Below are 23,721 nucleotides of genomic sequence, written 5' to 3'. Positions count from 1 at the left end.
CAAAAATACCAAATTATTTTACAGGGGTCAAATCCAGTTCTTTGGCCTTCTCCAGCATGTACTGGTAGGCCGCTTCGTAGTTGTTAGGAATAATACCGTCAAGAATGGCTTCCCTGATGGCATTTTTCAAGTCTCCCACTATGCGCCCGGGCTTGAGGCCAAACACTTCCATGATGAGCTCCCCGGTAACAGGCGGCTGCCAGTTGCGGATGCGGTCACTTTCTTCCACTTCTTTCAGCCGCTCGCGCACCATCTCGAAGTTTTCCAGATACCGCTTCACTTTAGCGCGGTTCTTGGAAGTGATGTCCGCTTCGCAGAGCAGCATGAGCGCTTCCAGGTCTTCCCCCGCATCAAACAGCAGTCTCCGTATAGCCGAATCTGTTATATTCTCCTTGGTAAGGCTGATGGGGCGCAGGTGCAGCTCCACCAGCTTTTTCACCTGCCGCATTTTTTCATGCTGCGGCAGCTTGAGCCGCGCAAAGATGCGGGGCACCATTTTGCCGCCCACGGCATCATGACCGTGAAACGTCCAGCCATGGCCTTCTTCAAAGCGTTTGGTGGCCGGCTTGCCAATATCGTGCAGCAGGGCGGCCCAGCGCAGCCAGAGGTCCGGCGTATGGCGGGAGATGTTGTCTATCACCTGCAGCGTGTGGTAAAAATTATCTTTATGCCCTTTTCCTTCCACCATTTCCACGCCCACCAGGTCTGTCATCTGCGGGAAAATGATCTTCAGCAGGCCCGACTTGTACAGGAGATCCAGACCCACGGAGGGCTTGGGAGAGAGCAGTATTTTATTCAGCTCGTCTGTGATCCTTTCCTGGGAAATGATCTTGATACGCGCGGCGTGGTCTGCAATGGCCTGGAAGGTTTCCGGCACAATGCTGAAATCCAGCTGGGAAGCAAAGCGGATGGCGCGCATCATGCGCAGCGGGTCATCACTGAAGGTGGCGCCCGGCTCCAGCGGTGTGCGGATGAGCTTGTGCTGCAGGTCTTCCCGGCCGTTGAAGGGGTCCAGCAGTTGGCCGTAATCTGCTTTATTGAGACTGATGGCCAGGGCGTTGATGGTAAAATCACGCCGGAGCTGATCATCTTCCAGGGTGCCGGGCGTTACTTCCGGGTTGCGGGAGTCACGATTATAACTTTCCTTGCGGGCGCCCACAAATTCTATTTCGAGATCTTTATAACGTATCTGTGCGGTGCCGAAGTTCTTGAAATAGTTCACTTTCAGGGAAGGGTCCAGCATGGCCGCCACTTTATGGGCCAGCGCAATGCCGTCTCCAACGCAAACAATATCCATATCCTTGGTGGGCCGGCCCAGGAGCTTGTCACGCACAAAGCCGCCGATGAGGTAACAGGGTACGCCCACCTGGCGGGCCGCGCCGGCCACGGTTTCGAACAAATCCATTTCCCGTTGCGTACAGGGAATCTGCATATACTTTCTAGTGGTTTAAGGCGCAAAAGTAAATGAATTGGAGCAGGAACCCAAGGGGCCGCTATGGCCGCAGCACCTCCAGCTCGCCGCTTTTGCTGATGCGCACAATGCGCGAAGGCTGGTGTTGGGTGGTATCATCCTGACGGTATTTTACCACATAATCCACTCCCCTTCTTATTTCCGGGGAAATATCCGCAAAACTGCCCGGTGCAGGTTCACCGCTGATATTGGCGGAGGTAGACACCAGGGGTTTACGCAGGCGCTTTACCAGGTGGCGGCAGAAAGGATCTTTCACGAGGCGGATGGCCACCGTGCCGTCTTCCGCCACCACGTTGGGCGCCAGGTGCAGCGCCCCTTCATAGATCACGGTGGTGGGCCGGTCAAAGCCCGCCAGCACATCTGCAATATCCGGCGGGGGCTGGGAAAGGTATTTTACAAGGTCTTTGGTATCAGCCATCAGGATCACCAGGCTTTTGGACTCATCCCGCTTTTTCAGGCCGAATATCTTCTTCACCGCCTGCTGGTCAGTAGCATCACACCCAATACCCCAAATGGTGTCTGTTGGGTACAAAATGGTGCCGCCGTTCCTTAGTACGGCGAGGGCATGCTCCAGGTCGTTCTCAAAATGGATCATCGGTTTACAGGTTTTCGTATACGTTCATCACTGCCTCGGCGCATTTGGGCACCGTAAAATTTTGCGCATGCAATATGCCTTTTTCTTTCATGCCCTCAACAAGCGTTCCATTTCCGGCCACCTGCTCCATGGCTTCCGCAATGGCCGCCGGGTTGAGGGGGTCTACATACAGCGCCGCGTTGCCGCCCGTTTCCAGGAAGCAGCTGCCCCGGGAGGTGATCACCGGCGTGCGGCTCCAGAGCGCTTCCAGTATAGGGATGCCAAAACCTTCAAACAATGAAGGGTACAGTAGTGCGGTGGCTCCCTGGTACAGCGCGGGCAGGTCTTTAAAAGCGAAATCGGCCACTTCGTTCAGCCATATCACCTGCTTTTCCAGCCCCTTTTGCCGGAGGAACTGCTTTACTTTTTCCTTGTATTGCCTGCCGTCTCCCAGCACAACGAGCGGTATATCCAGCCGGCCTTTCAGCTGGTGAAGCGCTTCGGCAATGCGCAGCAGGTTCTTGCGCTCTATTACGGAGCCTACGTACAGGAAATATTGGGCGGGCAGGCCGTATTGCTGCAACATGGCGGCAATGGCCTCCTGGGAATGCAGGGTTTCGAAAGCAGGGTCACAGGCCTGGTAGCATACGCTGATACGGTTGGCCGGGGTGCCGTAAAACTCCACCAGGTCTGCCTTTGTCTGCTCGCTGATGGCAATCACCCGGTGGGCCTGCTCACAGGCGTAGCGGGCCTTTTTGCGGTAGGTGAGCACATCTATCGGGTTATATTGCTGCGGGTAGCGTTCAAAAATAAGATCGTGCATGGTAACTGCCGTTTTGATGGCGGTACGGTGAATGCCGAAGGGCAGCTCCGCGCTGAGGCCGTGAAACACATCCACTTCCTGCCGTTGCAGGTCTTTCACCATCCAGCGGCTGCGCCATACGGACTTCAGCCAGCGGTGATGGGCCCTGACGGGCAGCACCGCCTGCATACCGGCCGGCGGCCGGAAGAGGGGCTTCGTTTTAGGCGCAAAGAGGAAATACTGGTGTTGCGGGTATATTTCCGCGAGCGAACGGATGAGCGTGCGGCTGTAATTGCCCAGCCCCGTCCGGTTCTGGAAGGCCCGTTTGGCGTCGAAACCGATGTTCAAGGTGTGAAGCGTTTTATCCGGCGGCAAAATAATATTTCTCCCTCCCACATCGTTAATATTTTTTTCTTTCTGTAAAAAATGCTAAATTGTTTGTCCACCAGAAAAGGACAGTCATCTACTTAATGCTATCTGTAATATCTTCTTAAACCTTATCTGTAACTAAAAAACAAATCATATTATGAAACCCAATGAACAGGTATTAAAGCCATTCTTTGCGCAATTCCTTGAATCGCAAATGAAAGCGGAAGAAGAGAAAAATCGCCAGGCGGCCGGTACATGGACCAGCAAGCTGGCTGATGCACCCGATCAGACGCACAAATACCCTTCAGACGGGGATGAGGAATGGTGGCTGTTGTAAGCCGCCGTTACATTCAAATTGATCATTGCAAGCAATGGCCGCGGCTGTTGCTTGTTTTTTATAAGACGGTTCCATGATTCTCTGCATCACCCATTCCCAGGACACTTATACCATTGACCTCGTACAGCAACATCTTGAACAACTGGGCTACCCCAGCTTCCGCTTCAACTCGGACGAATTCGGCACCCGTTACCGGCTCCGGTACCGGCTCACCGCCTCCGGCCCCCAATACCAGCTGGAGCACGGCCTCACCCTCATAGACGCGGCAGACATTACCGGCGTATGGTACCGCAAGCTCTGGGAGCTGAAAGTGCCCCCCTCCCTGGACGCGGCGTATGTACCCGCCTTCATCAAAGAATACAACACCTCCCTCCACATTTTCCTGGACGCGCTGGACGTGCCCTGGATGAACCGCATAGACCTTGACCACGCCGTGAGCGGTAACAAGCTGCTGCAGCTCACCGCCGCGCAGGCCGCCGGCCTGGCCGTGCCGCAAACCCTTTTCAGCAACCACGCGGAAGACGCCATCCGTTTTTATGACGATCATAATGGGGACGTGGTGGTAAAGCTGCACGGCGCCTTGTCCAAAACCATGGACGGGCGGGGCAACTTCTTCCCCACCACCCGCCTGCGCAAGGAAGACGTACCCATGCTGGAATCTCTCTCCGCCTGCCCCATGATATTGCAGGAATACATCCCGAAAGACCGCGAGCTGCGCATTGTGTACGTAGACGGCGAGTTTTTCACCGGCAGCCTCCGCGCGCCTGACACTACAGACTGGCGCACCGCCAGCACCACCGTCATACAGTGGGAGCCCTTTGTGCTGCCGCCCGCGCAGGAAGAAAAGATCAGCCGGCTGATGCAGCTGCTGGGCCTGCCCTTTGGCGCCATAGACATGATTGTTCAGCCAGACGGGCAATACGTGTTCCTGGAAGTGAACCCGCAGGGAGAATGGGGCATGCTGCAGAAATATTTAGGTTTTCCAATAGCCGAGACCATAGCAGAAAAACTTGTTCAAAAGATCACCCATGCCTGAAGGGAAAGTTCTGATCATCACCCATACGGCCGATAATGAGGCCGTAGACACCGTTATACGCTACATCTCCGAAATGGGCGGCCAAAGCGTACGTTTTGACGTAGACCGCTACCCGGCAGACCTCACGCTCACCACCACCTACCGGCAGGGCCGCTGGGAGCTGTGGCTGGGGGAAGAGCGGCTGGACGATATCACCGCCGTATGGTACCGCCGCAGCTACCACATCGGCAAAGGCCTGGAGCCTTTGCTGGACAAGGAGTTCCTTGGCTCCGCCCTGGGCGAGGTAAGGCGCACCCTCTTCGGCATGCTGGAGGGCCTGCCCTGCTTCCAGCTGGAGCGCTACAGCGTATACCGCCGGCTGGACAGCAAGGAAGAGCAGCTCCGCATGGCCGTGAACTGCGGTCTGCTGGTGCCCGAAACCTGCATCACCAACTCCCCGCAGCAGCTGCAGCAGTTCCTGCAGCAAACCGGCGGCCCCGTGGTGGCCAAAATGCAAAGCGCCTTTGCCATTTACCGGGAAGGCGAAGAGCACGTAGTATTCACTAATGAGATCACGGAAGAGCACCTGCTGCAGCTGGAACAGCTGAAATACTGCCCTATGGTGTTCCAGGAGAAACTGCCCAAAGCGCTGGAGCTGCGGGTCACCATCGTAGGCCGGCAGCTGTTTTCCTTCGCCATCAACTCACAACAAATGCCCGGCGCGGAAACAGACTGGCGCAAGGAAGGCGCCGCCCTGGTGAACAGCTGGAAGCCCTACCCCCTCCGGGAAGACATCACACAGGCCCTCATGGCCATGATGGACGCTTACGGTCTCAACTACGGCGCCATAGACCTCATACTCACGCCAGACGGGCAATATTACTTCCTGGAAGTGAATGCCGCCGGGGAGTTTTTCTGGCTGGACAAGCTCTGCAACAACGCTATTTCCCGCCAGCTGGCCGCAATATTATTAAATGCCGCAGAAAGAAGGGAGTGAACACTAACAACTGTGCCCGATTATATTATTTTTGCGGTCTAAATATTCTTAGCAATGGATGTACAGCAACAAATCCAGGCTGCGTGGAACGACCGTAGCCTGTTACAGCAAACGGAGTATTCCGATGCCGTGAGAGCCGTTATTGAGGCCGTAGACAAAGGCAAGCTACGCGTAGCGGAGCCCGGCGAAGGCGGCTGGAAGGTGAACGAATGGGTAAAACAGGCCATCCTGATGTATTTTTCCATACAACCCATGGAAACCATGGAACTGCCCCCCTTCGAGTTCCATGACAAAATGAAGCTCAAAACCAACTATAAAGAGCTGGGCGTGCGCGTGGTACCCCATGCCGTGGCCCGTTACGGCGCGTTCATAGCCAAAGGCGCCATTTTGATGCCCTCTTACGTGAACATCGGCGCTTATGTAGACGAAGGCACCATGGTAGACACCTGGGCCACCGTCGGCTCCTGCGCGCAGATAGGCAAACACGTTCACCTGAGCGGCGGCGTAGGCATTGGCGGCGTACTGGAGCCCCTGCAGGCCAGCCCCGTGATCATTGAAGACGGCGTGTTTGTTGGCTCCCGCTGCATAGTGGTAGAAGGCGTACACGTGGAAAAAGAGGCCGTACTGGGCGCCAATGTGGTACTCACCCAGAGCACCAAGATCATAGACGTAAGCGGCCCTGAGCCCATCGAATACAAAGGCCGCGTTCCGGCCCGCAGCGTGGTGATACCCGGCACTTACACCAAGCAATTCCCGGCGGGTGAATACCAGGTGTCTTGCGCGCTGATCATTGGCCAGCGGAAGGCCTCTACAGACTTGAAAACCAGCCTGAACGACACGCTGCGCGAGTTCAATATTGCTGTTTAATTTTATAATTTTTTGGGTGCAGTGTTTGGAAATAATTGAAAACTCCTTACCTTTGCACTCCCTGAACGGGATGCCCAGATGGCGAAATTGGTAGACGCACTGTGTTCAGGTCGCAGCGCCGGCAACGGTGTGCTGGTTCGAATCCAGTTCTGGGCACTCGGAAAAAGACAAATCGGTTTAGGCTGATTTGTCTTTTTTGTTTTATCCCCAAGGAGTACACCCATTATACAAACGCTGTACGCACCTGTTTTTCCGCCGTCTGTAGCGGTTGCGCCGCTACTCGTACCTAACCCCCTTTTTCCATGTTTTTAATATCTATTTTGGCTGCCATTCTACTAAAAACAGGTAGCAAAATCATATTCCAACATGTACAAATGGTATTCGCGCGTTGTCGCTTTCGGACTTTGCATGATAGCTCCGGCCTTTACCAGCAGCGCAGCTGCACAGCAACTCACCTCGCCGGATGGCCATCTTTCCTTAACCGTATCGTGCGATAAAAAAGGGACCATTTCCTATCAGCTGGATTACAAGCAACAACCAGTGCTGCAGCCTTCCCGACTGGGCTTTGTGTTGAAAGATACCCAGCCCCTGCTTGACAATTTTGAGCCGGTAAAGGTTTCCCGCGATACCGTGAACAACGTTTGGCAGCCTGTGCTGGGCGAACAACGCAATATCAGGGATCATTACCATGAAATGCTGCTGGCCTTCCGGCAAAATAGGAACGGCAGAACGCTGTATATTCGGTTCCGGTTGTTTAACGATGGATTGGGATTCCGGTACGAATTTCCTGTTCAGGACTCTCTTCGCTTTTTTATTATCCGTGAAGAAAGAACTGAATTCAGGCTGGCGGAAGACCATCTCGCGCTCTGGATGCGGGGCGATTATGATACGAACGAATATCCTTATTCCCGTACCCGCCTCAGCGGCCTGAACCGGGAGTGGGAGAAACCGCCTTTCCCCGTCCATGCGCAATCGCCCGTTAAGATCCCTTCCGTCCAAACCCCGCTGATGCTGTTTTCTCCCGGCAAACTGTATATCAACATCCATGAAGCGGCGCTGTATAACTATCCCGCCATGCAACTCGCCTGGCACGAAAGCACCAAGACCTTCACGTCTCACCTCACGCCCGATGCCCTGGGCAATAAAGGCTACCTCGAAACACCCGCCCACACGCCCTGGAGGACCGTCATCGTCAGCGATAAGGCAGCCGGCATCCCCGCGTCGAGGCTTGTGTTGAATCTCAACGAGCCCTCCAGCTATAGTGATGTTTCGTGGATCAGGCCCATCAAATACATCGGCGTATGGTGGGAATATTTCGTGACGGGCAAAAGCACCTGGGCGTACGGAAAAGATGGCTCCCAACATGGCGCCAATACAGCGAACGTAAAACGTTACATCGATTTTGCCGCTGTCAATGGAATAGACGCCGTACTCGTAGAAGGCTGGAACACCGGCTGGGAAGATTGGTTCGGCAACTGGAAAGAGGACGTATTCGACTTTGTAACGCCTTACCCGGATTTCAACGTCGATGAACTGCATGGCTATGCGAAAGAAAAAGGGGTCAAGTTGATCATGCACCACGAAACCAGCGGATCAGTATCCAATTACGAGCGCAGGCTCGATACGGCGTTCCGGTTCATGAAGGAAAATGGCTACAACGCCGTGAAAACGGGATACGTCGGCAAGATCATCCCGCGGGGTGAGCACCACGACGGGCAAACAATGGTCAACCACTACGTGCACGTAGCGAAAAAAGCGGCGGAACACCGCATCATGGTCAACAGCCACGAAGCGGTCCGCCCTACCGGCCTCCATCGCACCTATCCCAACTGGATAGCCCAGGAATCCGCACGGGGCACGGAGTTTGAGTCCATGGGCGGGCTACCTCCCAATCATGCATGCATACTGCCATTTACCAGGCTGATCGGCGGCCCGATGGATTATACACCGGGCATATTCCAAACAGATCTTTCCTGGTACGCGGGTAACCGCGGAAGGGTGAACACGACGCTGGTCAAGCAACTGGCATATTACGTCACCATCTATTCTCCGCTCCAGATGGCCGCAGACCTTCCGGAACATTATAACCGCTTCCCGGATGCCTTCCAGTTTGTCAAAGATGTGCCCGTGGATTGGGACACCACTTGCATCCTGGAAGCGGAACCAGGTGAGTTCATCACCATCGCCCGTAAAGCGAAAGACAGTAACAGCTGGTTCGTTGGCAGCATCACTAATGAGAACGCCCGCACCGCACCTATCCACCTCGGTTTCCTGCCTGCCGGCAGCAAGTATATGGCCAGGATATACAACGATGCGAAAAATGCCAGTTATGACAAGAACCCGCAGGCATACTCCATCCGGGAAATCCCGGTGACCGCTTCCACCCTGTTGCAAGAGTACCTGGCGCCCGGCGGCGGACTGGCCATCTCAATCACCCCGATCAAAGACAGCCGAAAAAAAACAACGCAGTAGATGTTCAGCCAAGTATAAAGAAAGTCACGGCGATCACTGTCCGGCTATTTACCCGGACCGATTGTTGCGTGCGATTTAGCACAAACGACGAGGCCGGGTGTTTACCCGGCTTCTATCCTTTCTCCCGTACCCGGTATTCGTTCAGCAACTGCAACGTATGCGCCGCGTAATGCCGGCCGATGGGGATGCTGGTCCCGTCGATCTCTACCATGGCATGGCTGAACTTCCCGATCCGGTGCAGCGAAATGATAAAGCTGCGGTGAATGCGGACGAACTTCGTTTCAGGCAGTTTTTCCTCCATCTCGGAAATAGACAGGTACGTGCGAAAGCTGTCGCAGTTGGTTTTGATCTGGATATAGTTTTTCTGCGCCTCCAGGTAAAGGATATCGTCCAGGTAAATCTTGACCATTTTTTTGTCGCAGCGGATGAAGATGAACGGCGGCTCCGGATCTGCCTCAGGCTTTCCAGGCAAATCGACTGGCAGTTTGTCCCATTTGATGAAACGGTTGATGGATTTGAGGAAACGTTCGAACAAAATGGGTTTGAGGAGGAAATCGACCGCATCGAGATTAAATCCGTCTACGGCATATTGTCCATGGGCCGTCGTGAAAATGACGTTTGGCGCAGGCGTAAGCGAGCGGATGAAATCGAGCCCGTTAATGCCCGGCAGGTTGATATCAGTAAAGATGAGATCAGGCGTATGATGGGCGAGCCAGGTCATTGCCTGCGTGCAATTGGTGAAAGTGCCAGACAACTGGAGAATATCCACTTTTGAAATATACAATTGCAACAGATCGGAGGCGGGTTTTTCGTCTTCGATAATGATGCACTTAATTCGCTCTGTCATAGGTTTCGAGTTTTAGCCGTAGGTATACGGAGTAGCTGTCTTCATTTTGAGATATCTTCAGGGCGTGGTTGTTTTCATACAGCAAATTGAGCCTTCGCCGGACGTTTTCAAGTCCCACGCCTTCGCCTTTGTGGAGTTGATGACCGGAGTAGCCGCAAACGGCGCTGTTTTCGATACGTGTCGTCAACCAGCCGTTCTGGACGGAAATCCAGATCGTGATCCAGCTCTCTCCCTGTTCGTTGGGCATCAGGTGTTTGAAACAATTCTCCACGAACACCATCAACATGAACGGTTCCAGCCATTTGTCCTTCATATCGCCTTCCGCATGAAAGCTTATATGGACATGATGATCGAACCGCGCCTTCTGCAAGGCGATGTAATCTTCCAGGTACCCGATTTCCTTGTCGAGCGGGATCTGCCTGGTGTTGATTTCATAGATGGAAAACCGTAACAGCGAAGACATACGCGAAATGATTTCCGCAGTTTCGGGAGACGTCAAAACGGATTTTGCGTACAGCGTATTCAATACGTTGAAAATGAAATGCGGATGGAACTGGTTGCGCAGGATGACCAGCTCCGCCTGTGCTTTTTCCTTCGCGGTCATGACCGCCTGATGCCGTTCCCGCATCCAGTTGTAGAACAGTTTGATGGAAAAAGGGATCGTGACGACGAATTGCAGCTTGATGACGTTGTAAATGAATGGCGAGATGCTGAATATGGGCTCCTTCTTCCAGTGGGTCAGAAAAAATTCCAGGATCACGTAATTATCGAGCCACCGCTGGATCACGGCAAAGAGAAGAATGAGCGGAACGTAGAAGAGCAGGAAGAGCCGCACTTTTTTATGTTCCAGGAATTTCTCCACTAATATTTCCAGCACGATGGCGACGAACACGGCGCGCATGGGCAGGCTGATCAGTTCCGAAGCGAACGCGTTCCGGAAATCCCGGTCCGGCCCTGCCTGTGCAAATCCGAAGACCAGTACGTACACGAGCCAGTAAATGACATAGAAACTCCTTTTCCCCCACCTGGAGCCTGGTATATCGATCATAGACAACGCGGAAATTATACGGTAAACTAAAGAATTATCGGCACATACGTGCTAATTTATACAAACGACGTTTTTGCCGGTACTACCGGCTCAAACCGGCCTGGTTTACTGTATTTATATCGGTTGGCTTGCTGTCGGTATAAGTCGCTTTCACAGTGGGAAGTGAATGTATAACTTAGCCAGCGAATACAATCCACGTCTACATCATGATAAAGAAAACGATACTTTTCCTTTCGATATTTTCAGCCATCTCCACAACGAAAATCGCCGCCCAGGAGGTCTACCCCACCCACTGGTGGGCGGGCATGAAAACGCGTTCACTCCAGTTACTGATCAAAACCGGCGATCCCGATTTCGGAAAAGGGAGAATAACGACCAGCTATCCCGGCGTCTCTGCCAAACGGTTGCATACTTTCGCGAACAGAAGCTACCTGGCCATCGACATTGAACTTTCAGCCAGCGTAAAGCCCGGCACCGTGTACCTGATGTATGAGCGAAACGGGAAAAAGACCCCCATTCCCTGGTCGCTAAAAGCCCGCACGGGGATTCCGGGAAAGGATTTCGCCCGGGGCTTGTCCGGAAAGGATATGGTGTATTTGCTGATGCCGGACCGCTTCAGCAACGGAGACGCTTCCAACGATCGCGTGCCGTGGATGCGGGACCAGTCGCTCGACAGAAAAAACTATTACGCCCGGCACGGAGGAGATTTCCAGGGCGTCATCAATCATCTCGGTTATTTGCAGGACATGGGCGTGACCGCCGTGTGGATGACACCAGTGCTGGAGAACGATATGCCCGACAGAACGGAACACGGATATGCGATCACCCATCACTACCGCATCGATCCGCGGTATGGCGGTGAGCGCATGTACAGGGTTTTACGCGATTCGCTGACACGCCGGGGCATGAAACTGGTGCAGGACGCCGTGTACAATCATACCGGCACCTTTCATAACATCGTACAGGACCTGCCAGACCGGGACTGGCTGAACCAATGGCCGCAATTCACGTCTACCAGCGCACGGGAGCAGGCTTTGTTCGATCCCTATGCTTCCGAGGCCGACAAAAAGCGGATGAGCGACGGATGGTTCGTGAAGGAAATGCCGGACTGGAACCAGCGCAATCCTTATGTTGCTAATTTTCTTACCCAGCACGCTATCTGGTATATCGAAGAGTTCGGGATCGATGCCGTGAGACTGGATACATACATGTACAACGATCTGGTTTTCAGCAACGCCTGCAACGCTGCGCTGATGGCGGAGTATCCTGCCCTGAGCCTTTTCGGCGAGGTGCTGGTGCAACATTCCCCGAACCAGGCGTACTTCGCGGCCAACAACATCGCTACGCCGTTTAAAAGCAACCTGGCGTCGCTGATCGACTTCCAGTGCCTGTTCAACGGCATCGGCCCGGCGCTTACGCAGGAACCCGGGTGGTATACGGGCGTAGTTCAACTGTACAATGTGATCAGTCATGATTTTTTGCTGAAACATCCAGACCGGAATGTGCTGCTGCTCGATAATCATGACCTCCCCCGGTTTTTTACCCGGGTGAACGGAGATGTGGCGCGCCAGCGGATGGCCTACACCTGGCTGCTGACCTGTCGTGGCATTCCGCAGCTCTACTATGGTTCGGAGGTGCTGATGGCGGGAGATACGAAGCCCGACGGGCTGGTACGGCTCGACTTTCCCGGCGGCTGGCCCGGCGATGAAAAGAATGGGTTTACGAGGCAAGGGCTTTCCGAAGACGAACGTTCAATGCAGCAGCTCGTCCGCCAGCTGGGCAACTTCCGTAAAAATTCGACCGCCATCCAATCGGGCAGGTTCATGCATTATGCACCCCACGGCGGCCTGTACGCATATTTCAGGTACAACAACATCCAGACCGTGATGTGTGTCATGAACACTTCCACCAAACCGGTCCATATCGACTTCGGATATTTCAGTGAAAGGACGTCAGGATTTAATACCGCCACCAACGTTGTAACGGGCAGCGTGTTGCCGCTTTCGCAGGCGGCGGAATTGCCGCCGTTGACGATGTGGGTGCTGGAACTGCAAAAATAGCATCAGCACATTCAACCAAATACGAATACTATCATCAAGATCGCTTAATTCCAAATCCAATTTTCGTTATGAAAAAAATCTACAACTGGTCATGGTTACCGTTGCTGCTGCTCCTGGTTGGCTGGCAGACCGATGTACAGGCACAGGTAAACGGCAAAGTGACCGATGCCATTAGCGGAGCGCCCATCCCGGGCGTCAGCATCCAGGTCAAGGGAACTTCCCGCGGAACGCAAACCGATGCGAATGGTCTTTTCACCATTGCGGAAACAAATGCGTCCTCCGTGCTGGTTTTTACTTTCATGGGCAAGCAGCGGCAGGAAGTATCCGTCGGCAACCGCAGCACCATCAACATTTCCCTGTCAGACGACAACCACGAGCTGCAGGAAGCCGTTGTGATCGGCTATGGTACGCAGAAGAAAAAGGAACTGACCGGCAGCATTACGACCGTCACCGCGAAAGACTTCCAACAAGGCAACATTCAGACGCCTGAGCAGCTGATAGCGGGCAAAGTGGCGGGCGTATCTATTAGTTCCAATAGCGGCCAGCCGGGCGTGGGCAGTACGATCCGCATCCGTGGCGGTTCTTCGCTTAACGCCAGTAACGATCCGCTCATCGTGGTAGACGGAGTGCCCCTCAGCGGCAGCTCCCTGAACGGCGCCCCTAGCCCCATGAGCCTCATCAACCCTTCCGACATCGAAAGCTTCACGGTGTTGAAGGACGCCTCCGCTACCGCTATCTATGGCTCCAGGGCGTCGAACGGGGTGATATTGATCACGACGAAGAAAGGCACCTCCGGCCGCGCGCGCTTCCAGTTCACCTCACAGGTATCGGCCGCTACGCTGGCGAAGAAAATCGCCGTCATGAGCGCCGATGAAGTTCGGGCACACGTAAAGGCGAACGGCACGCCCACCCAGATCAGCCTGCTGGGCGATGCCAACACCAACTGGCAGGACGAAATCTACCAGACGGCCATCGGGAACGACAACAACCTAAGCGTGTCCGGCGCCTTCCACAATATACCCTACCGCCTGTCTGCCGGCTACCTGCACCAGAACGGCGTGCTTATTACCGACAAGCTGCAGCGCGGCTCCGCTGGCATCAACATCAGCCCCCAATTGTTCAACAAGCACCTGAAAATTGATGTGAACGTGAAAGGCGCGTTGACGCAGGCGCACTATGCGAATGCCGGCGCCATCATCAACGCCGTGCAGTTCGACCCCACGCAGCCGGTGTACGATCCGGAAAGCCCCTTCGGTGGGTACTTCGAATGGTACTCCAGGGACGGACAGACGGGCCAGGTGAGCCCCAATTCCATAGCGCCCCGCAACCCCGTGGCGCTCATCCGCATGCAGGATAACGATAATACCGTGAAACGGAGTTTCGGGAACCTGCAGCTGGACTATAAATTCCATTTCCTGCCCGATCTGCGCGCCAACCTGAACCTCGGCTACGACTTGTCCCGCGGGCACGGAAACATCAACGTTCCGGAAAATGCTGCCCAGAATTATGGCGAGCAATACCGGGGCGTCCAGAATAAATTCAGGCAGGAAGTCGACAACAGGGTGATGGAATTTTACCTGGCTTACAACAAAGAACTCCCCCAGATCAAAAGCACCGTAAACGTGACGGGGGGATACGGATACTACGATAACGCCACCACCAACTTCAACTTTGCCACGCTTGCGGCCAACGGAGATACGGTAGATGGAACGAAACCGGTATTTCCGTTCGACATCCCCCGCAATACACTTATCTCCTATTACGGCCGGCTCATCTATTCGTTCAATGAGAAATATACGGTGGCGGCTTCTATCCGGACAGACGGATCTTCGCGCTTCTCGCCGGAAAACCGCTGGGGCGTATTCCCGTCCGCGGCCTTTACCTGGCGCATCAACCGGGAGGCGTTCATGCAATCGGCCCGGGAAATCGAAGATCTGAAATTGAGGGTCAGCTATGGCGTAACCGGGAACCAGGACGGGATCGCCAATTATTCCTATATGCCGGTGTATTCCATCAGCAGCGCAAAATCGCAATACCAGATCGGCGACAGGTTCTATTACATGGCATCTCCCGCGGCTTACGACAGTGAGATCAAGTGGGAAGAAACCGCCACTTACAACGTAGGGCTCGATTATGCACTCAAAACCTGGCGGCTGCGCGGCAGCGTGGACGCCTATATCAAAAAGACACGGAACCTGCTCAATACGGTACCCATTCCTGCAGGCTCCAACTTCAGCAACCAGATACTCACCAACGTGGGGAATATCGAAAACAAGGGCCTGGAATTCTCCATCGCGGCCACGCCGGTTTCAAGTGAAAAACTCAACTGGGACATCGGTTTCAACCTGACGTACAACGAAAACAAGATCACCAACCTGACGGCCGTCAACAATCCTTCCTTTGTGGGCAACCAAACAGGCGGCATCACAGGCGGAACGGGGCAAACGGTACAGATACACAGCGTCAACCATCCGGTTTCCTCCTTCTTCATCTACCGCCAGGTGTATGGTAAGGATGGACGGCCGCTGGAGGGCGTGTATGAAGACCTCAACAAAGACGGCGTCATTAATCAGCAGGACCAATACTGGTACAAATCGCCCGCCCCGAGTGTGATGCTGGGTTTTTCGACGCAGGTGGCCTGGGGCAAATGGTATTTCAGTACCGTATTGCGCGCCAATCTAGGCAACTATGTGTACAACAACGTAAATTCCAACTTCGGGATCAACAGCAACACCTTGGCATCCAACGCATTCATCAACGGCGGGATTCCCGACTATTACCGTACGGGATTCTCCGCGCCCCAATATCAATCCGATTACTACATCAGCAATGCCTCCTTTCTGCGGATGGATAATGTGGGCGTAACGTACAACGTGGGCCGGTTGTTCAAAAGCGAAGCGGGGCTGCGTGTGAGCGCCAATTGCCAGAATGTGTTTGTTTATACCAAATACCGCGGGCTGGACCCTGAGCTCAGCAGCGGGATCGACTACAACCTGTACCCCCGCGCCCGGACATTCGTATTGGGCCTTCACCTGGATTTATAATTTGAAAAACTTTGCACATGAACAAGAAACGCACGATAAAATACGGTTTGCCGGTGATGCTGGCACTGGTTTGTTTCGCCTGTACCAAAGACCTGGACCGCAAGCCCACCAATTCGCTGATCGCCGACGTGGCTTACAAAGACATGGAGGGCTACCAGAAAGCCGTGGCGAAGATGTACGGCAGCTTCGGGCTGACTGGTAACGCCGGCAACGGCTCTTCTGACCTGGCAGGCATCGACCCCGGCGCGTCCGATTTTTTACGTCTGTACTGGAACGTGCAAGAGCTGACCACGGATGAGGCCATCTGCGTATGGGCAGACCCTGGGGTGCCGGATTTCCACGAAATGGACTGGTCTTCCAACAACATCATACTGATGGGCTTATACAACCGGTGCATCTTTCAAATCACAATTTGCAATGAATTCCTCCGCGAATCTACTGAAGAGAAGTTGGCAGCGCGCGGGATTACGGCAGGCGACGCGGAGAAAATCAGGAATTATCGGGTCGAAGCACGGTTCCTCCGTGCATTCCAGTACTGGGTGCTGATGGATGTTTATGGTAATCCGCCGTTCGTGACGGAGGAAACGCCAGTCGGGAAGAATATCCCCCCGCAGATCAAGCGCGTGGACCTGTTCAGGTATGTAGAACAGGAGCTGAACGCAATAGAGCCGCTTATGGCCAAAGCCCGGCAGAACGAATACGGACGTGCCGACGAGGCGGCGGTATGGGCGCTGAAAGCCCGGATGTTCCTCAACGCAGGCGTTTACCTGGGTGCGGGCAACGAGCGCTATACTGATGCGATGCTGAACGCCCGGAAAGTGATCGACGCCGGGTATTCGCTCATGCCTGCGTATCAACACCTCTTCCTGACAGACAATGACCGGAATAACCCCGAGGTAATCATGCCGATCAACTACGATGCCGTATCCACGGAAAACGCAGGCGGCACCAGCTTTATTATCAACGCCGGACTGGGAAGCCCCATGAACGGCCGGGCTATGGGCATGCCAGGCAACGGATGGGGCGGGAACCGGGTCACAAAGAATCTGCCGCTGCTCTTCGGGGACTATGTGAATACGGCCGACAGCCGTTCCATATTCTACACCGAGAACACCAACCCCGAAATCGACAATCCCCGGGATTTTGCACAAGGGATCAAAGTGATGAAGTTCAAGAATATCGACCAGCAGGGACAAATGCCCGTCGGCAACCCCAATTTCTCCTCCGTAGACTTTCCGCTGTTCAGACTGGCCGAAATGTACCTTATTTACGCGGAAGCAGTTAAACGCGGCGCAACCGGTGGCGACGAAGCCCTGGCGCTGACATACCTCAACCGCCTCCGCGAACGGGCTTACGGAAACAGCGCCGGCAATATTGCCTCCTTCAACCTCGCCTATATCATTGACGAGCGGGGCCGGGAATTTTACTGGGAGGCCTTCCGCCGGACGGATCTCATCCGCTTTGGTCTTTTCACAACCAACACCTACCTCTGGCCGTGGAAAGGAGGTGTGAAGGAAGGACGCGGCGTGGAGGCCTACCGTAACCTTTTTCCGCTTCCGGCTTCAGATATCGTTGCCAATCCCGGACTGGTACAGAATGAGGGATATTAATCAAGTCAAAACGAAATATTATGTCCAAACTATATTATGCGCTGGCATTTTGCCTGATCGCAGCCACCGCTTGTAAAAAAGACGGAACAAAACTGGCAGCCAAAGACGGTACCTCGCCTGTCATGCAACTCTCCGCGAAAGATCTCATCCTTGAAAAGAGCCACGCTGCAGACAGTGTTTTGGCGGTCAACTTCACCCATGCGGATTTCGGCTATTCCGCGATAGTTATCTATGCACTCGAAATAGACCGGAAGGGAGGCGATTTTTCGCAAAGCGTTTCCATCGATGTGCCACGCGGCGGCCGGAAACTGACGGTCGGTGAACTGAACGGTGCTGCCATGGGGCTGGGAATGCCCATTGGCGTGAGCAGTGATGTGGAAGTGCGGGTCCGCGCCAGGATAAGCCCCGCGTTTCCCGCAGCCTATTCCGAAAGGTCCGCGCTTTCGCTCAGCCCCTACCTCGACCTGAAAACCTATAAAATGATGTACGTGCCGGGAAGCTACCAAGGCTGGGCGCCGGAGAACGCACCTGGATTGGCAGACGTGGGCAATAACGACGTTTTCGAGGGATATGTGCATCTTGGCGGCAACGCCACGCAGTTCAAAATAACCGCCGCGCCTAACTGGGACGTTAACTACGGTGGCACCAGCAACGCCAATGCCGGAACATTGGTGAGGGGCGGTGGCGATCTGAGCATCCAGGGTACAGGTTATTATCTCTTCAAAGTGGATATGAAAGCCATGACCTGGAGCGCCGACAAAACCAGCTGGTCGGTTGCAGGACCGGCTGTAAAGAACAATGGTGAAGATGTGGATTTGACTTTCGATGAAGATGCGGGCACCTGGTCTGCCGTATTGGACCTGGACGCCGGTGGGTTCAAATTCCGTGCGAACCGGGCAGACGTGCTCGTGTATGGCGACAACAGGCCGGGCGATCCCTTCCTCGACGCGGGCGGACCGCCGATAAAGATAGACGCTGCAGGCAGTTACCGGGTGACGCTCGACCTAAGGCTTGCCGGAAATTATTCATACTCAATTTCAAAACAATAGTGTATGAAATTGACCGTACTGCTGTGGGCATTATGCTGTTGTTCATTTGCCGCCGAAGCCCAGTTTACGGGTTTCGGCGACCTTCAATGGCGATTTTTCGCCGGAGGGAAGTGTTATTCGGCTCCCGCCATTTTCAATGATCTCATCCTGGTCGGCAACGATGCAGGCGCTCTCCGTGCAATAAACCTGGCCGACGGCAAAGAAAAATGGCGGTTCCAATGCGGCGCCATCGGCACGGCCCCTGTTGTGCAGGAAGGAAAAGTATTCTTCGGGAGCTACGACGGGCATTATTATGCGCTGGACGCAGGTACCGGGACGCTGATTTGGCGGTTCGCCACCGGCGGCGAATCGCGCATCGGCGCCAGGGGGCTCTGGACGATGCAGCCAGACAGCCTCTACATGACCGATCTGTACGACTTCTTCCTTTCCACGCCGGCGGTTGATGACCGGCGTATTTACTTCGGTAGCAGCGACGGGTGTATTTACGCTTTGGATAAAAACAGCGGCCTGTCCGTCTGGAAGTTCCAAACGGGCGGAAAAGTGCATGGCGGAGTAACGGTACATGAAGGGCGCGCCTACGCCGGGAGCTGGGACAGTAACATCTATGCCCTGGATGCGGTTAACGGCCGGGAAATTTGGCGATTCACCACCGCAAGGGATTCCGTTTATCATGTGCTGGAGGGAATTCAGGCCACTCCCCTTGTTTCAGAAGGTCTCGTTGTGATCGGAAGCCGCGATGCGCACCTATATGCGTTGGACGCGGTCACCGGGGCCTTGAAATGGAAATACGACGCAGGCAACGCCTGGGTTTCCGGAAGCGCCATTGCGGCAGGTGACCGGCTATTTGTGGGAACCTCCGACAGCTACCTTATGCTGGCCCTCGATGCGTACACTGGCAGGGAGATTTTCCGGCAGCATGGTGGAGGTTACATTTTCGGCGCCCCCGCTGCCGCCGGGAACACGATCTGCTACGGGGATTTTACCGGTAGGATACGCCTGCTGGACAAATCCACCGGAAAAATTCTCGACACGTTCGACACGCCCGGCCGGACGCAACACGCCGCTACCGTTCTGAACGCTTCGGGTAAACTGGATTTCATGTACAGCGCTGCCGGGAAAGATCCGGTCAGGTATAGCACGAATGTAGCCGTGATGGACCTTTTTTACAAACTCGGACCGGTAACAAGCGCACCGGTACTGCATGGAAATTCGATGTATTTTACTTGCACGGATGGTTATTTATATGCGGTCGCATTGAAAAAAGAATAGGTCGACCGGGCTGGTATTAACTGGCCGCCGATATCTATCCGTGGCAAATTTTAACCTTGAAAGCATGTGTCATTATGACAATAAAACACAGGGATGTATGGGTCGATTATCTGCGGGCGGCCATCACGGTGTTGGTAGTAGCGCATCACGCATCGCTATCTTATACCACTTTTGCTGCATTCAACGCGGAGGCATACGTGCGCTCTACTCACCCTGTTGTAGATGAACGAAGGTGGCTGGGGCTGGACATTTTTCAAAACTTTAACGATATCTTCTTTATGTCCCTGATGTTCATGATCAGCGGTTTTTTTGTGCCGGGCAGTCTGCAACGAAAAGGTGCCCGGGGCTTCATTACAGACCGCATTTACCGTTTGTTCGTCCCTTTTGTAGCCGGGGCCACCGTGCTGGCGTTCGTCACTTATTATCCGCCTTTCCGGTTGGCGCATGGCACCGGAAGCCTTACCGCGTTCCTGCAGGATTTCTTTACGACGGAGGCGTGGCCTGCAGGGCCGGTATGGTTCATCTGGATATTGCTCGCCTTCAACCTGGCATATGTCCCCCTTTCGCGGGTGTGTGGCAATGCCCTTTCCCTTCTGGGAAAGCGGGCGAACGTGTTGGGCAATAAACCGGTACAGGCGGCGGTATGGCTCATAATCATAACGTGGACCGCTTTTACCCCGCTGGCATATTCCGCAGGGGCCGGTACCTGGACGGGCTGGCAACCGTTCGATTTCCAGCTCAGCAGGATCGTGTTGTATTTTACCTGGTTTTTACTCGGAAGTTGCCTGGGCATGGGCGATTTCAACAAAGGGCTGTTTGCCGTCAGTTCCCGGTTGGTACGTAATTGGAAAGTCTGGGCCTTACTGGCGCTCCTCACCTTCGGAGTGATCGTGCTCATCAGCAACTTCGAATTGCTGGGAAAACTGGTAGTGGAAGGAAAAATGAATGCATTCACCGGCTGGATGATCTACTTCGCCGTATTCTCCATCTCCTGCTCCCTCAGTTCGATAGCTTTTATGACCGCTTTCCGGGCGCTGGCCAGTAAACGTGCTGCCTGGTGGGACAATCTGGTCAGTCATGCCTACCTCATATACCTCATCCACTATTCCTTCGTGATCTGGCTGCAGTACTTGCTAGTGAACGCAAACCTTCCGGCATTTTTGAAGTTCCTGCTGGTATTCTCGTTCAGCCTGTCCTTATCCTGGTTTGCCGCCTCCTTGCTGAAGAAGGTCCCGTTCATCCGGAAATACATGTAAAACAATGGTTTTGATGATAATCTCTGGTTTGCCCGTTTTCTTTTTCCGGACATAACCAATATTTCATTACCTTTGTGACTCATGACACGCCCATCACCATATTACCAGCTGTCGATCATTGCAGCCTAACGCAGGCCCACAAAGCATTCCCGCTTTAATACTCCCGGCTACCTGCGTTGAAAGTCTTCAATTAATTTATTGGACCCGCCTTGCTATGCTTGTCCGCATACGCAAGACAGAATTGTTATACCATGTCGGCATTACAACTGTACGGATGGAATGAGCATTTCATGCGTCATTTCGAAACAAATACATCTCAGCATCTCGAAGCCGCAAGAGTGCTGTCTATACAAGGATTTAAACATCTGCTCACCACTGAAACAGGCAACCTGGAAGCGCAACTTGCCGGCGCATTGATGAACAGCCGCGAACCGGAGGCCTATCCCAAAGTAGGCGATTGGGTGCTGGTGAAACGGTACGATGAAGAAGGTATTATCATCGATACACTGCCGCGCATCAACGAGCTCAGCCGCAAAGCGCCCGGTACGCAAAGTACCCGGCAGGTGTTGGCAGCCAACATAGACGCGGCGTTTATTGTGCAGGGGCTTGACCGGGATTACAACCTCATGCGCTTGCAACGCTACCTGCAACAGGTAGTGCAATGCCATATTCAGCCCGTTGTCATTCTCAACAAGGCAGACCTGGTACCCGATCCGGAAACGTACCGGCAGGCGGTACAGGAACTGGGATACAACTGCCCGGTGGTGCTCACCAGCGCGCTGAACCAGGCGCAGCAAGAAGAATGGACAAGCCAATACCTCCTGCCCCGACACACTTACATCCTGCTGGGCTCTTCAGGCGTAGGCAAAAGCACGCTGCTCAACAGCCTGCTGGGTTACAGGCTGCAGGAAGAAGGCGCTACCAGTACCGCCAACAGCAAAGGAAAACATACCACCACCGCCAGGCACCTTGTACTGCTTCCCAATGGCAGCATGATCATTGACGCGCCGGGCATGCGTGAGTTCGGGGTTACTGGAGAGAGCGGAAGCGAAGGCGTGCATCACCCGCTGATAGATGAGCTGGCGCCGCAATGCCGGTTTGGCGATTGCACCCATCAGCATGAGCCTGGGTGCGCTGTTATAGCCGCTGTTCGCAAGGGCATATTGCCTGAGCCGGTATACCGCAGCTACCTGAAGCTATTGCGTGAACAATACCACTTCCAGGCCAGCGAAGCGGAAAAGCGGCGGAATGAAAAGCAGTTCGCTAAAATAGCTAAACAGGTATCCAGGCACCGCAAAGACAGGAAGTATTGATAGCCGGATGATGAAAACAAAGCGGCCTGTAAATATACAGGCCGCTATTTTATGGTTGCGTATAAGATATGCATGACATGCCATTCCGCAGAGATCGTTACGCGTTTAACGCACAAAGCCGGCTACAGCATCCACGAAAGCGGCATTGTTCTCAAAATAAAGCATGTGCCCTCCCTGGATGACGAAGACCTTCTGGTTTGGAAAACGGAACAGCTTGTAGTGATCCGGCCCAATGTTATGGTCTGCCGCGCCGGAAATGACCAGCACGGGCAGGCTAAGCTGGCCGGTGGATTGGGTAAAGTCGGTGAAGTATTCCGCCATGCCCAAAGCTGCCCGTCCGAAAGTATAATTCCGTTGGGCCCAATTGTCTACACTATCAAGTTTCTTTACGTTTGCTTCCTTGTCAGACAACATTTGGTAGCCCAGTCCTTTTCCGCGCAGTGCGGTCATGGCCTTGGAATAAGTTGTCACCACCGCTGCAGAATCACCGGCATGAAAGCTGGTGCCCAGTTTGCTATTGACAAAGGCGATCTGGCTTTGCAGCGAGTTGTTGATACTCAGCGTGGCGTTGAGGAACATCAACCCTTTTACGTGGCCCGGATAACGAAGCGCGTAGTTATAGGCCAGTATTCCTCCGAAGGAATGAGCCATCAGGTAAACCTGCGCTGCCCCGGCTGCCTGCCGGATGTTTTCGATATCTTCCACCATCCTGGCGAGGCTGTAATCGCCATTTGCCGAATTTTCCGAACGTCCAGATCCGCGTTGGTCGTAGTAATACATCTTAAGCGTACTTTCCAGGGCATTTCCGCCCAGCACTTCAAAAGACTTGCTCCATGCGCCAGGCCCGCCATGGATAAAGATGCAGGGGCTTCCTTTCCCGCTGGCTTTCAGGTATAGCTTCACCCCATCGGATGTTGTAATGGAGCTGTCGGCATGGAACGCGCGGATGGCGCCGTAACCGCCGGAGGACAGCAGTAGCAGGGCGAGGAAAGTTAAACACTTTTTAGCCATGGGTAAGATATTGGTAAGTTGCATATAGTTCTGATATGGGTCGAGATGCCGGGAGTAACATTATGTGATCGCAAATTAATATTAAAAATCGCAATGTCAAAAGTTCATATCGTCGCCGCATCAATCACGCACCCTGTAACGGGGGGCTTTCATTGTCATTTACGGAATACTGTAACCGCCATCTATCCGCAATATATTACCGATTACGCCTGATTTTTGTTACTTGTTCTTCCGTAAACAAGCAAATCAGTAATATATTACGGATTTGGCGAAGCATATTCCAGGCAATTGCATCACTGAGAAAAAGCTT

18 protein-coding genes and 1 tRNA gene are annotated in these 23,721 nt (G+C 53.8%); 13 read left to right on the top strand and 6 right to left on the bottom strand.

Annotated features, from left to right (window positions below):
* Positions 1-13: 13 nt before the first annotated feature.
* The 3 genes from ABDW36_RS21605 to ABDW36_RS21595 form a co-directional block, all read right to left on the bottom strand.
* Entirely contained in the window at positions 14-1,432 is a 1,419-nt protein-coding gene (locus ABDW36_RS21605; protein WP_343704007.1) for an HD domain-containing protein, read from the bottom strand.
* A 61-nt stretch (positions 1,433-1,493) separates the two neighbouring features.
* On the bottom strand, positions 1,494-2,066 hold the full coding sequence (locus tag ABDW36_RS21600) for an L-threonylcarbamoyladenylate synthase (RefSeq protein ID WP_343704006.1): 573 nt from the start codon (positions 2,064-2,066) through the stop codon (positions 1,494-1,496).
* Positions 2,067-2,070: 4 nt separating this feature from the next.
* Positions 2,071-3,195 (bottom strand): glycosyltransferase family 1 protein, encoded by a 1,125-nt coding sequence (locus ABDW36_RS21595; protein ID WP_343704005.1) that lies wholly within the window; start codon positions 3,193-3,195, stop codon positions 2,071-2,073.
* A gap of 178 nt (positions 3,196-3,373) precedes the next feature.
* Here ABDW36_RS21595 and ABDW36_RS21590 point away from each other — a divergent pair, with 178 nt between their 5' ends.
* The 6 genes from ABDW36_RS21590 to ABDW36_RS21565 all read left to right on the top strand — a co-directional run bounded on the left by ABDW36_RS21590 (position 3,374) and on the right by ABDW36_RS21565 (position 8,904).
* Complete coding sequence (locus ABDW36_RS21590; protein ID WP_119079949.1) at positions 3,374-3,553, top strand: microviridin/marinostatin family tricyclic proteinase inhibitor; 180 nt, start codon at positions 3,374-3,376, stop codon at positions 3,551-3,553.
* 73 nt (positions 3,554-3,626) lie between these two features.
* Positions 3,627-4,589, top strand: a complete 963-nt coding sequence (locus tag ABDW36_RS21585; protein ID WP_343704004.1) for an MvdC/MvdD family ATP grasp protein — start codon at positions 3,627-3,629, stop codon at positions 4,587-4,589.
* Positions 4,564-5,565, top strand: coding sequence for an MvdC/MvdD family ATP grasp protein (locus tag ABDW36_RS21580; RefSeq protein WP_343704003.1), 1,002 nt, complete (start codon positions 4,564-4,566; stop codon positions 5,563-5,565). The genes ABDW36_RS21585 and ABDW36_RS21580 overlap by 26 nt, the downstream gene beginning before the upstream one ends.
* Before the next feature lie 54 nt (positions 5,566-5,619).
* A complete protein-coding gene (locus ABDW36_RS21575; protein WP_343704002.1) occupies positions 5,620-6,432 on the top strand; it encodes a 2,3,4,5-tetrahydropyridine-2,6-dicarboxylate N-succinyltransferase in 813 nt (270 codons plus the stop codon).
* Positions 6,433-6,504: 72 nt separating this feature from the next.
* A tRNA-Leu gene (locus tag ABDW36_RS21570) sits at positions 6,505-6,588 on the top strand.
* A gap of 210 nt (positions 6,589-6,798) precedes the next feature.
* Positions 6,799-8,904, top strand: a complete 2,106-nt coding sequence (locus ABDW36_RS21565; RefSeq protein WP_343704001.1) for a glycoside hydrolase family 97 protein — start codon at positions 6,799-6,801, stop codon at positions 8,902-8,904.
* A gap of 112 nt (positions 8,905-9,016) precedes the next feature.
* Here the strand turns inward: ABDW36_RS21565 and ABDW36_RS21560 are convergent, their stop codons facing one another.
* Both ABDW36_RS21560 and ABDW36_RS21555 read right to left on the bottom strand, forming a co-directional pair.
* A complete protein-coding gene (locus ABDW36_RS21560) occupies positions 9,017-9,751 on the bottom strand; it encodes a LytTR family DNA-binding domain-containing protein (RefSeq protein ID WP_343704000.1) in 735 nt (244 codons plus the stop codon).
* On the bottom strand, positions 9,735-10,799 hold the full coding sequence (locus tag ABDW36_RS21555) for a histidine kinase (RefSeq protein WP_343703999.1): 1,065 nt from the start codon (positions 10,797-10,799) through the stop codon (positions 9,735-9,737). The genes ABDW36_RS21560 and ABDW36_RS21555 overlap by 17 nt, the downstream gene beginning before the upstream one ends.
* 206 nt (positions 10,800-11,005) lie before the next feature.
* On the opposite strand from ABDW36_RS21555, the gene ABDW36_RS21550 reads away from it, so the two are divergent.
* From ABDW36_RS21550 to rsgA, 7 genes are all read left to right on the top strand, one after another.
* Positions 11,006-12,859 (top strand): alpha-amylase family glycosyl hydrolase, encoded by a 1,854-nt coding sequence (locus ABDW36_RS21550; RefSeq protein WP_343703998.1) that lies wholly within the window; start codon positions 11,006-11,008, stop codon positions 12,857-12,859.
* Positions 12,860-12,927: 68 nt separating this feature from the next.
* Positions 12,928-15,903, top strand: a complete 2,976-nt coding sequence (locus tag ABDW36_RS21545) for a TonB-dependent receptor (protein WP_343703997.1) — start codon at positions 12,928-12,930, stop codon at positions 15,901-15,903.
* 17 nt (positions 15,904-15,920) lie between these two features.
* Positions 15,921-17,513 (top strand): RagB/SusD family nutrient uptake outer membrane protein, encoded by a 1,593-nt coding sequence (locus ABDW36_RS21540; protein WP_343703996.1) that lies wholly within the window; start codon positions 15,921-15,923, stop codon positions 17,511-17,513.
* Positions 17,514-17,533: 20 nt separating this feature from the next.
* Positions 17,534-18,562 (top strand): SusE domain-containing protein, encoded by a 1,029-nt coding sequence (locus ABDW36_RS21535; protein ID WP_343703995.1) that lies wholly within the window; start codon positions 17,534-17,536, stop codon positions 18,560-18,562.
* A 3-nt stretch (positions 18,563-18,565) separates the two neighbouring features.
* Positions 18,566-19,831, top strand: a complete 1,266-nt coding sequence (locus ABDW36_RS21530) for a PQQ-binding-like beta-propeller repeat protein (RefSeq protein WP_343703994.1) — start codon at positions 18,566-18,568, stop codon at positions 19,829-19,831.
* Between the two features lie 56 nt (positions 19,832-19,887).
* Complete coding sequence (locus ABDW36_RS21525) at positions 19,888-21,087, top strand: acyltransferase family protein (protein WP_343703993.1); 1,200 nt, start codon at positions 19,888-19,890, stop codon at positions 21,085-21,087.
* 251 nt (positions 21,088-21,338) lie between these two features.
* The gene (gene rsgA, locus ABDW36_RS21520; protein ID WP_343703992.1) at positions 21,339-22,400 is read left to right on the top strand and encodes a ribosome small subunit-dependent GTPase A; all 1,062 of its coding nucleotides are present in this window, start codon (positions 21,339-21,341) and stop codon (positions 22,398-22,400) included.
* A gap of 105 nt (positions 22,401-22,505) precedes the next feature.
* Here the strand turns inward: rsgA and ABDW36_RS21515 are convergent, their stop codons facing one another.
* Positions 22,506-23,435: an alpha/beta hydrolase gene (locus ABDW36_RS21515; RefSeq protein WP_343703991.1), complete on the bottom strand. Its 930-nt coding sequence runs from the start codon at positions 23,433-23,435 to the stop codon at positions 22,506-22,508.
* Positions 23,436-23,721: the final 286 nt, after the last annotated feature.

The organism is Chitinophaga sp. (assembly GCF_039596455.1).
In the GTDB taxonomy this organism is placed as follows: Bacteria; Bacteroidota; Bacteroidia; order Chitinophagales; family Chitinophagaceae; genus Chitinophaga.
The sequence above is the reverse complement of the archived record's forward strand: the minus strand, read 5'-3'. Positions and strand labels throughout refer to the sequence as shown.